Source organism: Duganella qianjiadongensis (assembly GCF_009857915.1).
In the GTDB taxonomy this organism is placed as follows: domain Bacteria; phylum Pseudomonadota; class Gammaproteobacteria; order Burkholderiales; family Burkholderiaceae_D; genus Rugamonas; species Rugamonas qianjiadongensis.
This window is the reverse complement of sequence record NZ_WWCM01000005.1, coordinates 281,292-297,116: the sequence shown is the minus strand read 5'-3', so window position 1 is coordinate 297,116 and position 15,825 is coordinate 281,292. Positions and strand designations below refer to the sequence as shown.

11 protein-coding genes and 1 pseudogene are annotated in these 15,825 nt (G+C 61.9%); 8 read left to right on the top strand and 4 right to left on the bottom strand.

Features of this window, described 5'->3' with window-relative positions; all coding sequences use genetic code 11:
- Window positions 1-180: 180 nt before the first annotated feature.
- Window positions 181-603 (top strand): annotated as a pseudogene (locus tag GTP27_RS24270) (AIPR family protein); the annotation flags it as partial.
- Here GTP27_RS24270 and GTP27_RS24265 read toward each other — a convergent pair.
- The 4 genes from GTP27_RS24265 to GTP27_RS10075 form a co-directional block, all read right to left on the bottom strand.
- A complete protein-coding gene (locus tag GTP27_RS24265; RefSeq protein WP_371865910.1) occupies window positions 600-1,070 on the bottom strand; it encodes a TIGR02391 family protein in 471 nt (156 codons plus the stop codon). The pseudogene GTP27_RS24270 and the gene GTP27_RS24265 sit on opposite strands and share 4 nt — an antisense overlap.
- A 431-nt stretch (window positions 1,071-1,501) precedes the next feature.
- Window positions 1,502-4,681, bottom strand: a complete 3,180-nt coding sequence (locus GTP27_RS10085; protein WP_161039049.1) for an efflux RND transporter permease subunit — start codon at window positions 4,679-4,681, stop codon at window positions 1,502-1,504.
- A gap of 36 nt (window positions 4,682-4,717) precedes the next feature.
- The gene (locus GTP27_RS10080; RefSeq protein ID WP_161039048.1) at window positions 4,718-5,947 is read right to left on the bottom strand and encodes an efflux RND transporter periplasmic adaptor subunit; all 1,230 of its coding nucleotides are present in this window, start codon (window positions 5,945-5,947) and stop codon (window positions 4,718-4,720) included.
- 3 nt (window positions 5,948-5,950) lie between these two features.
- Window positions 5,951-7,147, bottom strand: coding sequence for a TolC family protein (locus GTP27_RS10075; protein WP_161039047.1), 1,197 nt, complete (start codon window positions 7,145-7,147; stop codon window positions 5,951-5,953).
- 111 nt (window positions 7,148-7,258) lie between these two features.
- Here GTP27_RS10075 and GTP27_RS10070 point away from each other — a divergent pair, with 111 nt between their 5' ends.
- The 7 genes from GTP27_RS10070 (at window position 7,259) to GTP27_RS10040 (ending at window position 15,817) form a co-directional block, all read left to right on the top strand.
- Window positions 7,259-7,663 (top strand): MerR family transcriptional regulator, encoded by a 405-nt coding sequence (locus GTP27_RS10070; protein WP_161039046.1) that lies wholly within the window; start codon window positions 7,259-7,261, stop codon window positions 7,661-7,663.
- Window positions 7,664-7,714: 51 nt separating this feature from the next.
- On the top strand, window positions 7,715-8,791 hold the full coding sequence (locus GTP27_RS10065) for a cation efflux transmembrane domain-containing protein (protein WP_202416663.1): 1,077 nt from the start codon (window positions 7,715-7,717) through the stop codon (window positions 8,789-8,791).
- A 38-nt stretch (window positions 8,792-8,829) separates the two neighbouring features.
- Window positions 8,830-9,207, top strand: a complete 378-nt coding sequence (locus tag GTP27_RS10060; RefSeq protein ID WP_161039045.1) for a hypothetical protein — start codon at window positions 8,830-8,832, stop codon at window positions 9,205-9,207.
- Window positions 9,208-9,286: 79 nt separating this feature from the next.
- Window positions 9,287-9,685 (top strand): hypothetical protein, encoded by a 399-nt coding sequence (locus tag GTP27_RS23595; RefSeq protein WP_202416662.1) that lies wholly within the window; start codon window positions 9,287-9,289, stop codon window positions 9,683-9,685.
- A gap of 74 nt (window positions 9,686-9,759) precedes the next feature.
- Complete coding sequence (locus GTP27_RS10050) at window positions 9,760-11,085, top strand: TolC family protein (protein ID WP_161039044.1); 1,326 nt, start codon at window positions 9,760-9,762, stop codon at window positions 11,083-11,085.
- Entirely contained in the window at window positions 11,082-12,665 is a 1,584-nt protein-coding gene (locus tag GTP27_RS10045; protein ID WP_161039043.1) for an efflux RND transporter periplasmic adaptor subunit, read from the top strand. Before GTP27_RS10050 ends, GTP27_RS10045 begins: the two co-directional genes overlap by 4 nt.
- Window positions 12,662-15,817: an efflux RND transporter permease subunit gene (locus tag GTP27_RS10040; RefSeq protein WP_161039042.1), complete on the top strand. Its 3,156-nt coding sequence runs from the start codon at window positions 12,662-12,664 to the stop codon at window positions 15,815-15,817. The genes GTP27_RS10045 and GTP27_RS10040 overlap by 4 nt, the downstream gene beginning before the upstream one ends.
- The last annotated feature ends 8 nt before the right edge of the window (window positions 15,818-15,825 follow it).

Here is a 15,825-nt window from a genome sequence, read left to right as displayed (position 1 = left end):
TTTGCTGGAATCGATTGGCCATATCCCGCCTGCTGAAGCTGAAATGAATTACTATCGTCAACTTTCCGGTCAAGCCATCCCGGTCTGACTCACACCACGGGGCCTCTCAAAATCCCGGAACGGTTCAAGACTGCTGAGGAATTAGAAAAAACTGCTCGACAATTGCCTGATGATGCATCGGTGCTCGTTCGGCTTTACAAGCTGCCGAAAGACAACGAGGATATTTTCTTGCAGATCACCCATGCGACAAATAGTCAAAATCCTGTTGACCTCAAAGATTTGAAATCTAACGATGATAAGCAGAAACAGTTGGAGCAGAGTATCCAGGACCTTGGTTACACATATCGCCGAAAGCGTAGTGACGGACCCGGCAAGCCTGGCGAAATAACCCCGGGTGCAGCTGCTGAAGCGCTGCTTTCTGTATGGAGACACGCCCCCCATCAGGCTAAATTCTTTGCTCGTGAACACTTTGGCAAACTATATAGGGCAATCTTCAACCCGTCACTTAACGGCGCCCAAGTGGTGACTGCCGTACTTATTTATCGAATTGCCGAAAACCATCGCCGTAGGCCAGCAGATGAAGATCCAGTCGTTGTCCGCTATGCATCGTGTTTTATTGCTATGCGAATGGCGTCAACGATCCGCAGTAAGTGCGACGCCAGCAGCACCATCTCCTGTGCCTCTGTCAGGTCAACGATCGTGACGGTACGATGCGAGTGCGGGTTCTTGTACGATCCGATGGCGCCGGCGAACAAGCTGGCCAGCGCCTCCTTCTCAGCGGCAGGCGCGTCAGGGTTCTGGTCGGTCAAAGGACCGTTGGCGGGGTTGAACGCATTGAACATGAGGCGGGTACCAATGTCTTCCGGTCGGAAGCCTCCAGCCTCCCTGACTGCTTCTTCAACAGCCCGGAATGCCAGAAAGACGGCAGTGGCATAGTCGCCGCGCGCGAGGTTGAGCCATACCTGGTCAGCGATCAAGGGATGCAGCAACGCCTTGGGGAAAGCTGCGGCCTGCCGGTACTGGTCGAATGCCTGCCGCTGCAACGCTTCACGCCCTCGGCGCGTAATCATCAAATGGCCGTTGTTCCCGTTGATGCCGGGCGCCGGCATGACGAGGATGTTCACCGTCAGCCACGCCAAGGCCTCCCCAAGTGCAACTGCGGCTTGCGCAGTCCGTTCTTGGGGATACCGAGGCCCATTAGGCTGGGCTTCGAACGAGGCTGGGTGGAACAGGCCATTCTGATCGTTGATACTTCCCAGGCGCAGCACCGTATAGCCCAACTCCTCCGGCGCCAAGGCCAGCAAAACCTGGATATCGGGGATTTCCTCCGCTAACGAGCGCATCAACACCTCCGTGTGGCTGATTTTCATGGACAGGCGAAAACCGCCTGTACCCGCACATAAATCCGGCCGATCCTACCCAAGAACGATTATTGCGACTCAAAATTCATTAGAAATCGGCCTTTTTACACAAAAACGATTATTTAATTGCAAATTCGAAATCAGTTTACCTCGTCACCTTGGCGCACTGGCTTACCAAATCTGGCGTAGAGCGCGGGCAGCACCAGCAGCGTGAGCAGCGTGGTCGAGATGAGACCACCGATCACGACCGTCGCCAGCGGGCGCTGTACCTCGGCGCCGGCGCCGTTGGCCAACGCCATCGGCACGAAACCGAGCGAAGCCACCAGCGCCGTCATCAGCACTGGCCGCAGTCGGCGCAGCGCCCCCAAGCGCACCGCATCCTTCCACGGCTGCGTCTTCGCCAATTCGTCGATCGCGCCAACCATCACGAGTCCGTTTAGGACGGCCACGCCAGAGAGCGCGATGAAACCGACTGCGGCAGAAATCGAAAACGGCAGACCGCGCAGCCAAAGCGCCAGCACGCCGCCGATCAAGGCCAGCGGCACGCCAGTGAAGACCACCGCCGCCGCGCGCCAGAAGCCCACTGCGGAATACAGGACGCCAACGATCAGCAAGAAGCAGGCTGGCACCACCACGGCCAACCGCAAGCGGGCGCGCTTCAGGTTTTCGAACTGGCCGCCCCAAGTCAGCCAGACGCCCGGAGGACGAGGTACCTTGGCATCGATCGCTGCCTGTGCATCCTTGACCACGCTGGCGATATCACGGCCGCGTACGTTCGCCTGCACGACCACGCGCCGCTTACCGTTCTCGCGGCTGATCTGGCCTACTCCTTTGGCCAATTCCAGCCGCGCAACCGTCCCAAGCGGCACAAACTTGCCGGCAGGTGTCAGTACGGGCAGCTGGCGTAGCGCCTCGATATCGTTGCGCGCGCTGTCAGCAAGGCGCACCACCACGTCGAACCGGCGGTCGCCCTCGTAGATCTGGCCCGCCTCGCGGCCCGCCACAGCCGCAGCCAGTGTATCGAATACGTCCTTGGCGGTAAGCCCGACACGTGCCATCGCATCGCGATCGAGCTGGGCGTCAAGCTGTGGCATGCCTTGCACTTGCTCCACGCGCACGCCCGTCGCGCCCTCAATTCCGCGCAGCTGGTCGGCGATCTTGTCGGCAGTTTTGAGCATGGACGCAAAATCATCGCCGTAGACCTTGATGGCGATATCGCCGCGCACGCCGGCCAGCAACTCGTTGAAGCGCATCTGGATTGGCTGGGTCAACTCGTAATTCTGCCCCGGAATATCCGCCAGAACGCGTTCGATCTTTTCGATCAACTCACTCTTGCTCAGCGATGGGTCTGGCCACTGGGAGCGATCCTTGATGGTCACAAAGGTGTCGGCTTGGTTCGGCGGCATCGGGTCAGACGCCAGTTCTGCCGTACCGGTGCGCGAAAATGCCAGTTCTACTTCCGGCACCTTGCTCACCGCCTTTTCTACTTCAAACTGCATTGCCTGGCTTTGATCCAGAGATGTGCCCGGAATACGAACTATCTCCAGCAGGACGTCATGCTCATCTAGTGTCGGCAGAAATTCCTGCCCCAGCGTGTGAAACAAAGCGATCGCGCCGACAAAAGCGGCCGTGGCCAGACCACCGGTCAACATGGGGCGCGGCAGCACTCGGTCCAGCCAGGGGGCATACAGTTTGCCGATTGCTGATACCAGCTTGTTGTCGGCGTGCTTGATCGGGCGGGAGAGCCACAGCGCGATCGCGGCGGGCACGACGGTGAGAGACAGCAGGAACGCGAACAGCAATGCCAGGATCACCGTGATCGCCATCGGTGTGAACATGCGGCCCTCAACGCCCTGGAAGGTCAACAGCGGCACATACACCAGAATGATGATGGCCTGTCCGTAGACGCTCGGTCGGATCATTTCGCGCGCCGCAGCCCCGACCACCTCCAAGCGCTGCGCACGGGTCAGTATTGCGCCGTTGGCGTGCTGCTGCTCGGCCAGACGGCGCAGCACGTTTTCCACAACAATGACCGCGCCATCGACGATCAGGCCGAAGTCGAGGGCTCCCAAGCTCATCAGGTTGGCGGACAGGCCCATCTGCAGCATGCCGGCCGATGTGAGCAGCATCGTCACTGGGATGACGGCGGCGGCAATTAGCGCCGCGCGCAGGTTGCCCAGCAGCGCGAACAGCACCGCGATGACCAGTAAGGCGCCCTCGGTGAGGTTCTTGGCGACGGTGTTGATCGTTGAATCGACCAGGCGCGTCCGATTGAGCACCGGCTTGATGACGATGCCGGGCGGCAGCGAGCGGGCAATTTCCTTCAAGCGGGCATCGACGGCCGCTGCGACCGTGCGGCTGTTTTCTCCAATGCGCATCACGGCGGTACCAAGGACCACCTCGACACCGCCTTCCGAAGCCGAACCGAAGCGGATCTCCTGGCCGACACCAACTTGCGCCACCTGGGATAACAGCACGGGCATGCCGCCGCGCGTGGCGATGACGCTCTTGGCCAACTCAGCGCTGTTGGTCAGGCGAGCGTCGGCCTGGATGGTAAGTGCCTCACCGTTTTGCACCAGCACACCGGCGCCGACGCTGGTGTTGTTACGCTCCAGTGCTTCGGCCAGTTCGGACAATCCGATGCCAAGTGCCGCCAAGCGCTGCGGATCTGGCGTCACAACGTATTGCTTGACGTAGCCGCCGATCACGTCCACGCCTGCCAGGCCGGGCGTATTTTTGAGTTGCGGCGCTACGATCCAGTCCTGCACCGTGCGCAGGTAGGTCGCCTTGTCTTTTTCGGTGCGCAGCAGTTCACCTGCAGGCGTGGTGTAGCTGCCGTCCGGCGCCATGCCGACACCGCTGGCGCCGGTATGCGTATTGGAGAACTCCACGGTCCACATGTAGACGTCGCCCAGGCCAGTGGCGATTGGTCCCATTGTGGCCGTCGCCCCCGTGGGGAGTGTGCGTTCCACCGAACGCAGGCGCTCAGCGATCTGCTGGCGCGCAAAATACACGTCCGTGCCGTCCTTGAACACGGTCGTAACCTGGGCAAAGCCGTGGCGCGTCAGCGAGCGCGTCGATTCCAGTCCCGGTATGCCGGCAAAAGCCGTCTCTATCGGGTAAGTTACCTGTCGTTCCACGTCGGCCGGGGCCAGCGCCGGCACCACCACGTTGATCTGGACCTGCGTGTTGGTTATGTCAGGTACTGCATCAATCGGCAGGCGCACCAACGCGAAAGCGCCAACCACGGCAGCAAAGAGCGCGGCAAACAAAATCTGCCAAGGGTGGCGTACCGACACGTTGACGATCCGCGCGATCATGCCCACACCTCCGGCGACCACGCGAAATGCGGCTGTTTAGTCATTGTCGCCTCCCGCTTCACCCTTGCCGTGCTCGGCCTTGAGAACGAAGGTGTTGCTGGTGGCGATGCGCTCAGAGCCGCCCAGCCCTGACAGCACGGTGACAAACCCGGCCGCAGGCTTTCCGAGCACGATGTGCTTGATTGCAAAGCCGCCTTTCTGGCGCACGAACACGCTGGGTTTGTCCTCGATGGTCTGGACGGCGGCGCGCGGCACAGCGATCTGCTCCCCGGGAGACTCGGGTTTGAGCACCACCGAGGCGGATACCGTCTCGCCGATGCGCCAGAGCGCATTCTTGTTCGGCAGCGAAGCGATGGCCCGGATCTGGCGCGTGGCCGGGTCAAGAACACGTGACAGGAAGGCCACATGGCCGGTTCCCGACCGGCCATCAGCCGATACTTCGATTGGCGTACCGGGCGCTACGCGCGAGGCATCGCTTGGCGCGAGCGACAGTTCAACGGAAAGAAGGTCTGGGTTGGCCAGCTCGAACAGTTTGGCATTGGCCTCGACCACGTCACCGAGCGCAACCTGGCGGGCCGTGACGACGCCGGCGATGGGTGCGCGCAGTGTCAGCTGGGCGCTATGTTCGGCGCCGCCACTGGTGGCAAGCTGCTGCTGCGCCAGCCGCAGCCGGGTGCGGGCATCGTCCAGCGCCGATTGCGCCAGTTCATACTCCTGGCGCGACGACACTTTTTCTGCGTACAGGCGGTCTTCACGTTTAAACGCGGCGTCGGCCAAATCTAACTGCCGACGCGCCAAGGCCACATCGGCGCTGAACTGGGCTACCTCACGGCTTTCGATAACCGCCAGAATATCGCCTCGCGCCACGTTTTCACCCAGATTCTTGCGCACTGAAATTACCCGGCCGCTGACCGAACTGCTGACAACAGCGGCATGCTGCGGGTCGGCGATGATGACGGCGGGCGCTTCGACAGCGCCGGCGAATCCCGTGCGCACTGCCGCCACCTCGATGTGGGCGGCCAGGATCTGCCTGTCCGACAGTTTTACAAAATCGGCGTCCTTGCCATCCTTTTCTTCGCCGCCTTTGCGCTCAGTGGGCTTGTCGTCGTCATCCTTGTCTTTGTCGGCGTGTTTTTGCGCTGCTGCTGGCGCGGCCGACGCTGCGGCGGAAGCTTGGGGCTTGCCTTCTTCGGGCTTGGGAGAGCGCGAGCACGCTGCCAGGATCAGCAACATGCCGCAAACGCTCAAACGACATGGCATTTGCATGATTTAATCCTTGTAGATGGGTTGTATGCTGCCTTGCAGCCGGGCCAGACGGACTTGGGCAAGGTGGTAGTCGGTCAGCGCTTCAAGCGCCGCTTCACGCGTTTCGGCAAGGGAGCGCTCCGCCTCGATCATTTCAAGCTGAGGAAATTTGCCTTCGGCGTAACCCAACCGGGCGATCCTGGCCGCCTCCTGCGCTGCAATGAGGGCCGGGCCGGCCGCCGTCTGCGCCACCGCACGGGCATCGGCAACGTCGGCGACGGCGTGCGCCAGCGCCTGCTGGGCCTCGATGGCCGCCGATTCGCCGTCCGCGTTCGCCTGGTCCGCCTGCGCCTTAGCGCGCACCAGTGCGCCGCTACCGCTGTTAAACAGCGGTAGCGGTATCGACAGGCTAAGAACCGCCGCTTTGTCGGGAGAATCGCCATAGCGGCGCGTGCCGGCCGTGATCGTCACATCGGGCATCCGGTCTCTCCGGGCCGCATCGACGCGCGCGTTGGCGATAGCCAGTTGGGCCTGCGCCGCGACGACGGAAAGTGACGGTTGCCCGAACGGTGCGGATTCAACCGGTGCGACCGTATCGAACCAGGACGCCGAAATAGCGAGCGCTGCGTCGCCGGTCAGTTGAGTGAGGTCGGCATGGGCGAGCGCCAGTGCGCGCACTGCTTTACCGAACCGTGTATCGGCGCCAAGCTTGAGCACCTGCGCGCGCTGCTCCTCGATCGGGGACGCTTTGCCGGTGCGGACACGTTCCTGGGCCGCGTGGGCGGCACGCTCGGCCCACTCCAGGGCGCTACGGGCAATGTCCTGCCGTCGCTGGGCGGCAGCCAGCCGCACAAACGCTTCGGTCACGCGCTGCGTCAGGTCGGCCCGCGCAGCGGTCAGTCCGATGCCGGCCGCCGCGCGCTCCGCCTGTGCGACATTGATGCGCGCCTGGCGCTTGCCGCCCAGTTCCAGTGGCACGGCCAAGGACACAGTGCGATCGGCGCCGCCAAAGCCGCTGTAGCGGCCTGTGCCGAGCACATTTTCTGCTTCGATGGACAACGTGGGATTCGGGCGCAAGCCCGCCACCTCAACGCCGGCGTCGGCTGCCCTTGCTGCGGCATCGGCGCCACGCAATGTCGGAGCGCGCTCTTGTGCGTGCGCCACTGCCTCACGCAGCGTCAGCGGCAGATCCTGCGCCAGGGTGGTTAGAGGCAGGCTCACCGTAAAAATTCCATGAATCAGGGTACGAGATAGTCGAAGGGGCATAGTGGGTGCTTGACGGGTGATTTTGTAAGGTTTATAAACCTTATAGTCACTTCAAGGTCAAGTAACATGACGACATCTTTTTCGATCGGCCAGCTGGCCAGCGCCGCGCAAACGCCGGCGGCGACGATCCGCTACTATGAAAAAATCGGTTTGCTGTCCAAGCCATCGCGCACTGACAGCAACTACCGGCAGTACGACACCGAGGATCTCAACCGGCTGGCCTTTGTGCGCCGGGCGCGCGAAATCGGCTTCACGATCGATCAAGTCCGTAGCCTGCTGGCGTTTTCGGATCAACGCGACGCTGATTGCTGCACGGTGACGGCGATGACGTCCGAACACTTACGCGCCGTCGAGCAGAAAATTTCCGATTTATTGGCGCTGAAAGACCAACTCACCGGCTTGCTGGCTTCGTGCCAGGGGGGACCGGTAGCCAATTGCCGTATCATCGACGCATTGCAGCCCAGAGCATAGTTCTGCGGATTCGCTTGACGTTGAAGCTACTTCAAGGTCTAGCCTTGGGGTATGAATACGAATATCTCCCTAGAAGCGGTCGAAGCGTCCACGGCTGACCGCCATCGCAGCATCGTGTCGGTACCGAAAATGGACTGCCCATCCGAGGAGAACCTGATTCGCCTGGCCTTGGCGCCGATCAGCGGTATCAGCACTCTCAAGTTCGACCTTGGCGCACGCACTGTCACCATCGAGCATGTCGGCGCGGCCGAGTCGCTTGTCGATGCGTTGGCACCATTGAACTTCGGCGCCCAGCTGCGCGAAAGCCGGAAAATTGAGGCCGGCGAACACGGTGTTGTCGTCAGCACGATCGCGATTCCGAAGATGGACTGTCCCTCGGAAGAAAATCTCATCCGCATGGCGCTGGCCGATACCCCAAACATTAGCGCATTGCAGTTTGATCTGGCCGGCCGCCAGCTGCGCGTGACACACACGGGCGACGCCGAACCGCTACTGGAGCGTCTCACGCCTCTTGGGTTGGGCGCTGAGCTGACCAGCACGGAACGGGCCGACACCGTGCCGGCAATGCAATCTGGCGATGACGCTGGCGAGGCCCGCACGCTGCGCTGGCTGCTGGCTATCAACGGAACCATGTTCCTGGTGGAGATAATCTGGGGCTGGATATCCCAGTCGACCGGTTTGATATCCGATTCGCTGGATATGTTCGCCGACGCGGCGGTGTATGTCCTGGCGCTGTTTGCAGTCGGGCGGTCGCTGGCCCACAAGCGCCGTGCAGCGCACCTGGCCGGATGGCTGCAGCTGGTGCTGGCCATTGGCGCGATTGCCGAGGTGATCCGCCGCGGCGTATCGGGCAGTGAACCAGAGTCGGTGACGATGATGGGCATCGGCGCCGTCGCGCTGGTGGCCAATATCGCGTGCCTCATCCTGATCGCCAAAAAACGTGACCACGGCGCGCACATGAAGGCCAGCTATATTTTCTCGGCCAACGACGTCATTGCCAACCTGGGCGTGATCATCGCCGGTGCGCTCGTGACGTGGACCGGTTCGCGCTACCCGGACCTGATTATTGGCCTCATCATTGGTGTGATCGTGCTGGGCGGCGCGCGCCGCATTCTGCGTCTTCAATAATAGGCTGTCGGCCACAGAGGCGGAAAAGGAGAATCAGGATGAATTGGCAAGGCAGTTTTGCAGTAACGGTGATCGCCTTGCTGGGATTCGCCGGCTGCGCTTCGGGCCCAACCTTCGGTGTCGTCGATTGGCAGCATGGCGCGCGGCGCGGCGTGGTCAGCACTACGTATGGCGCTGACACTGCGCCTGCCCAGCGCCCGGCGTGCGTGGCGGCGCTGCCCCCAGACCAGTACGCCAAGCAGCGATTTGTGTTGGTTCGCTACCAGCACGTGCGCCTGACACGCACCGCGGTGGCCGCCGTACCGGCGAATTTCTCTCTCAAGGAAGGAGACGTTGTTGAGCTTTGGCCGACCGACTGTTCGGCCGGCGGCTTGTCCCGCATTTCGAAAGTACTACGCACCGGCCCACCGCTGTAATGCCGGTGCCACGAACGGCGCATTGGCTACCGAGGGCACTGATCACGGCTGTGTAAAAGCAGATATAATCGGCCCAACCATGAAATTTTCCCGTACATCGCGCTTCGTTGCCGCCATCATAGCCGTGTTCAGCTTGCTGTTCACGCAGCTGGCTGTGGCGTCCTATGTTTGCCCAGGCATGAGTATGCCCGAGCGCGCGACGATGACGGCAGATGCCGGCATGCCTCCAATGGCGAACTGTACGGGTATGGACAAAGCGCAGCCCAGCTTGTGTCACGCCTATGGCCACACCGGGCATCAATCGCTCGACAAGCCGGACTTGCCGCAGATCCCACCATTCCATCCGATCACCCTGGTTCAGACAGTTATTCTGCTGGACGTGTCGATGCCGACTGACATTGCGGCGTTGACAGACACCTCCCTGGCCCATGCCATAGCGCCGCCTGTGGCAATACGGCACTGCTGCTTCCGTATTTGACACCTTCATCCGCTTGATTTGCCGTCGCGTGCGCGTTTGCGTCCGCGATGTGGTTCAACGCTTGTGGAGGCCTCATGCCGCATCTTATTTCCGCACGCCGTAAAGGGCGTGCAAATTCATATTCCGTGGTCCGCCTTGCCGTCGCCATCGGACTCGTTACATCCTCGTGTGCGGCACTTGCCGCCGATCCGTTATCGTTAGCCGCGGCGCAGCGCATGGCGCTTGAGCGGTCACGCCAGATCGTCGCTGAAGATGCCGCCGTGAGCGCATCGCGCGATATGGCGGTGGCCGCCGGCCAACTTCCAGACCCGGTGTTGAAGGCCGGTATCGACAATCTGCCAGTGACGGGCCGCGATCGCGGCAGCGTTGCCGCCGACTTCATGACCATGCGGCGCATCGGTTTCTCGCAAGAGCTGACGCGCTCAGATAAACGCCATCTTCGCAGCGAACGCTATGCTCGCGAAACCGATAAGGCGCTGGCCGAGAAAGACGTGGTCATTGCAGCTATCGAGCGAGATACCGCCATCGCCTGGCTAGACCGTTATTACGCCTTGGCGATGGCCGAGGTAGTCAGTGCACAGCGCGATCAGGCAGAGCGCGAGTTGCAGGCAGCTGAGGCGACCTACCGAGGTGGGCGCGGCAGCCAGGCTGATGTACTTGCCGCCAAAGGTGTTATCGCGCAATTAGACGACCGCCACGATGATGCCGTCCGCCGCGTGCGCGGCGCAGCGATCACGCTGACCCGCTGGGTTGGCGAAGCCGGTAACGGGCCATTGGCCGGGGAGCCGGCCATCGACACGGTGCGCCTCGATTCGGTCGCGCTGGAGACGCAGCTCAACCACCATCCTGAAATTGCAGCCCTGCGCCGGCAGGAGGACATCGCGGCGCTCGACGTCAAGCTGGCCGAAGCCAATAAGAAGTCCGACTGGAGTATCGAGGTGGCGTACCAGCAGCGCGGTGGCGCCTATTCCAACATGGTGTCGGTCGGCATTTCCGTGCCACTGCAATGGGATCAGAAGAACCGACAGGACCGCGAGTTGGCTGCCAAGCTTGCCACCGCAGAGCAGGTCCGGGCCGGGCGCGACGAGATGCTGCGCTCGCATGTCGCCGAGACGCGCACCATGCTAAACGAATGGCACACCAACCGTGATCGCCTTGCACGGTATGCCCGCGAGCTGGTGCCCTTAGCTCAGGAGCGTAGCGAGGCCGCCCTGGCTGCGTATCGAGGTGGCAAATCGGCGCTGGGCGAGGTACTCGCCGCGCGGCGCAACGAACTGGACGTGCGCCTGTCAGCGCTCCAGCTGGAAGCCGACACCGCGAGGCTCTGGGCGCAACTCAATTTCCTCTTTCCGACTACGCATGGCCCAGCGCCGGCAACACGTATTGAAAGTATCAAATGAACCAGAAAAAAAACATCACGCGCACTGCGATCGTCGCTCTCGTCATCGCCGTCGCCGGAGCGGGCGGCTACTGGGCCGGCGCACGACAAGAAACACATGGTGCTACCCAGCCAGCCACGGGCGGCCCTGGCGGCCAAATCGATCCTGCCACCGGCAAGAAGGTTCTCTATTGGCACGACCCGATGGTACCGGGGCCGAAATTTGACAAGCCGGGCAAATCGCCATTCATGGATATGCAGCTCGTCCCCATGTTTGCCGACGAATCTGGGGACAACGGTAAGGTACTCGTCAGTCCCCGCGTCCAGCAAAACCTGGGTATTCGCACCGCCGACGTGGTGGAAGGTACGCTCTCCAGCACGCTGGAAGTAGTCGGTAGTGTCGCCTACAACGAGCGTGACGTCGCCGTGGTGCAGGCCCGCGCCAGCGGCTATGTGGAGCGCCTCTATGTGCGCGCACCGCTTGACCGGGTACGCAAAGGCCAGCCGTTGGCTGAGCTGTACGTGCCTGACTGGGTGGCGGCACAAGAGGAATATTTTGCTGCCCGTCGGATGCAAGGCGCGCAGGATCTCGCTGATGCGGCGCTCCAACGAATGCGACTGGCTGGCATGAATGAGGAGCAGATCCGCCTGGTCACCAGCGCCGGCAAAGTCCATCCCAGGATCACCATCAACGCCCCGGTATCGGGTGTCGTCGATGAGCTGGCAGCGCGCGAAGGCTTGACCGTCGCCGCTGGCGCACCGCTGTACCGCATCAACGGCTTATCGACCGTATGGATCATTGCCGAGATTCCCGAGGCAGCCACCGGGCAGGTACGTCCTGGCGCTGCCGTGGCGGCGCGCACGCCCGCGTGGCCGGGGCAAACGTTCCAGGGCAAGGTGGAATCGCTCCTGCCGGAAATTAATGCCGCCACTCGCACCTTGAAGGCCCGTATCGAACTGGCCAATCCAGGGGAGCGGCTGGCGCCGGGCATGTTCGCCAACATCAGCCTGACGCCTGCCACCGGCCAACGCAGCTTGCTGGTACCCAGCGAAGCTGTGATCCAGACCGGCACCCGCAATGTGGTCTTTGTGGCCGCCGGCGACGGCAAGTTCACCCCGGTGAACGTCGAAATTGGCGCACAGGCAGGGAACCAAATTGAGATTCGTCAGGGTTTGCAGGCCGGGCAGAAAGTGGTCGTCTCGGGACAATTCCTAGTCGATTCGGAGGCCAGTCTGAAAGGAACGATTGCCCGGATGGTCGATGCGTCAGCTTCTGCGCCGCAAACCAATAGGCCGCCGGCGGAGACGAGCCACCGCGGAACCGGCCGGGTCGAAAAAATCGGCCCGGAGGGCGTTACGTTATCCCACGGACCGATTCCTTCGCTGCATTGGGGGCCCATGACGATGGCATTTAAGCCGCCGTCTGGCGGATTGCCACGCAATGTTGCAGTCGGCGACACGGTAGCTTTCGAGGTGCGCAAGGTGCAGGACGGCTACCAGCTGACGGCCGTAACGCCTGTTACCGATAGCGCACCGGCCGCCATGAAGCCTGGCGCGATGCCGCCGGCGATGGACAAAGCGTCTATGGGAGGCAAGCGATGATCGCCAAGCTCATACGCTGGTCCATCGTGAACCGGTTTTTCGTGCTGCTGGCCACGGCGGGTCTGGCCGCCTGGGGCATCTGGGCGCTGTCGAAGACGCCGCTGGACGCGATCCCGGACCTGTCAGACACACAGGTCATCATTCGCACAACCTACCCAGGCCAGGCGCCGCAGATCGTGGAAAATCAAGTCACTTATCCGCTGACGACAACCATGCTCTCGGTGCCCGGCGCCAAAACTGTGCGCGGCTATTCATTCTTCGGCGACTCCTTCGTCTACGTGCTGTTTGACGACGGCACCGATCCTTATTGGGCGCGCTCGCGCGTGCTGGAGTACCTCAACCAGGTGCAGTCCCGTTTGCCAGCACAGGCGCGGCCAGCACTTGGCCCTGACGCCACCGGCGTGGGGTGGATCTATGAGTATGTCCTGGTCGACCGGAGCGGCAAGCTCGACCTGTCACAACTGCGTGCACTGCAAGACTGGTTTCTCAAGTACGAACTCAAAGCGGTGCCCAATGTGTCGGAGGTGGCCAGCATCGGCGGCATGGTGCGGCAATACCAGATCCAGCTCGACCCCGATAAGCTGCGTGCCTATAACATCCCCCATGCCCGGGTGATCGAGGCGGTACAAAAGGCCAACCAGGAAACGGGCGGATCGGTGCTGGAACTGGGCGAAGCGGAATACATCGTACGCGCATCGGGCTACCTGACCTCGCTCGACGACTTCCGCAAGATCCCGCTGCGCACGACAGATAGCGGCGTGCCGGTCAGGCTGGGCGACGTCGCCCGGGTACAAGTCGGCCCGGAAACGCGGCGCGGCGTGGCAGAACTGAACGGTGAAGGCGAAGTGGCCGGCGGCGTGATCGTCATGAGGTCAGGGAAAAACGCGCTTTCGACCATCGAGGCTGTCAAAGCCAAGCTCGACAAGCTCAAAGCCAGCCTGCCGCCAGGCGTGGAGATCGTGCCGACTTATGATCGCTCGAACCTGATCAAGCGGGCCGTGACCAATCTCGAACACAAGCTGATCGAGGAATTTGTCGTTGTGGCCGTGGTCTGCGCCATTTTCCTGTTCCACCTGCGTTCGGCCTTAGTGGCCATCGTGTCGTTGCCGCTCGGTGTACTCGCAGCCTACCTGGTGATGTACTACCAAGGGGTGAATGCCAACATCATGTCGCTGGGCGGTATTGCGATTGCCATCGGGGCGATGGTCGATGCCGCCGTCGTGATGATCGAGAACGCGCACAAGCACATTGAGGCGTGGAAGCACGGCCACCCCGGCCAGGCGCTGGCTGGCGACGAGCAGTGGCGCGTGGTAGGCGACGCCGCCGCCGAAGTCGGCCCGGCGCTGTTCTTCTCACTCCTGATCATCGTGCTCTCGTTCGTGCCGGTCTTTACGCTGGAGGCGCAGGAAGGCAAGCTGTTTGCGCCATTGGCCTTCACCAAGACCTATGCGATGGCCGCCGCGGCAGGCCTGGCCGTTACCCTGATCCCCGTGTTGATGGGCTACCTGATTCGTGGCCGTATCCCGGACGAGCAAAGCAATCCGCTCAATCGCGGACTGATCCGCTTGTACCGGCCGCTGCTGGAGTGCGTGCTGAAATATCCGAAGACGACGTTGGTGGCGGCCGGTATCGTCGCTATGGCGACCATCTGGCCGCTGGCACGCCTAGGAGGCGAATTCATCCCGCCGCTTGATGAAGGCGACCTGTTGTACATGCCGTCGGCCTTGCCGGGCATCGGGATTGGCAAGGCAGCCGAGCTGCTGCAGCAAACCGATCGCCTGATCAAGACGGTGCCGGAGGTGCAAAGTGTGTTCGGCAAGGCTGGCCGGGCGGAAACCGCCACCGATCCGGCACCGCTGGAGATGTTCGAGACCACGATCCAGTTCAAGCCGCGCGACCAGTGGCGGCCGGGCATGACGCCGGATAAGCTGGTCGAAGAACTGGACCGCACCGTGAAGGTGCCGGGGCTGTCGAACATCTGGGTACCGCCCATTCGCAATCGGATCGACATGCTGTCCACCGGCATCAAGAGCCCGGTGGGTGTGAAGGTCGCCGGCGTCGACTTGAAGGAAATCGATCGCATCACCAGCGAAGTCGAGCGGGCCGTCAAAAATGTACCCGGTGTGTCCTCCGCGCTGGCCGAGCGTCTGAACGGTGGCCGCTACATCGATGTGCAGATCGACCGCGACGCTGCAGGCCGCTACGGCATGAATATCGCCGACGTGCAAAGCATCGTGTCGTCGGCAATCGGGGGCGACAATATCGGCGAAACCGTCGAAGGCTTGCAGCGCTTCCCGATCAACGTCCGCTACCCGCGCGAGGTGCGCGACTCGGTCGAAAAATTGCGCGAGCTACCGGTGCTCACTGAGCGCGGCGCGCAAATCCGCCTCGGAGACGTCGCCGCTATCCACATCGAGGATGGGCCGCCAATGTTAAAGAGCGAGAACGCACGCCTGTCTGGCTGGGTGTACATTGATATTCGCGGACGCGATCTCAGCTCGGCGGTACACGAGATGCAGCAGGTGGTCGCCAAGGAAGTCCGGCTTTCGCCCGGCTACTCCGTATCCTGGTCTGGACAATTCGAATACCTTGAACGCGCCACTGCCAAACTCAAGATCGTGGTGCCGGCCACCTTGTTGATCATCATTGTTCTGCTATACCTGATTTTCAAACGCTTTGATGAGGCCGCTTTGATCATGGCCACGCTGCCTTTTGCGTTGGCCGGCGGCGTGTGGCTACTTTGGCTGCTGGGGCACAATCTTTCTATCGCATCGGGCGTCGGGTTTATCGCGCTGGCCGGCGTGTCGGCCGAGTTCGGCGTGATCATGCTGCTGTACTTGAAGCAGGCTTGGGATACCCGCGTACAGACTGGGAAAACCAGCGCTGAAGACCTGCTGGACGCGATCCGTGAAGGTGCCGTACTGCGCGTGCGCCCCAAGGCGATGACCGTTGCCGTCATTCTGGCGGGGCTGGTGCCAATCATGTTCGGCAGCGGAACAGGTTCCGAAGTTATGCAGCGCATCGCGGCGCCGATGATTGGGGGAATGATCACGGCGCCGTTATTGTCCATGCTCGTGGTGCCGGCCGCCTACCTGGTGCTGCGCCGGCGGCAGCGCAAGACGGCGCCCGGAATAGGCCAGGGCGCATCGTAGCGCGCCTG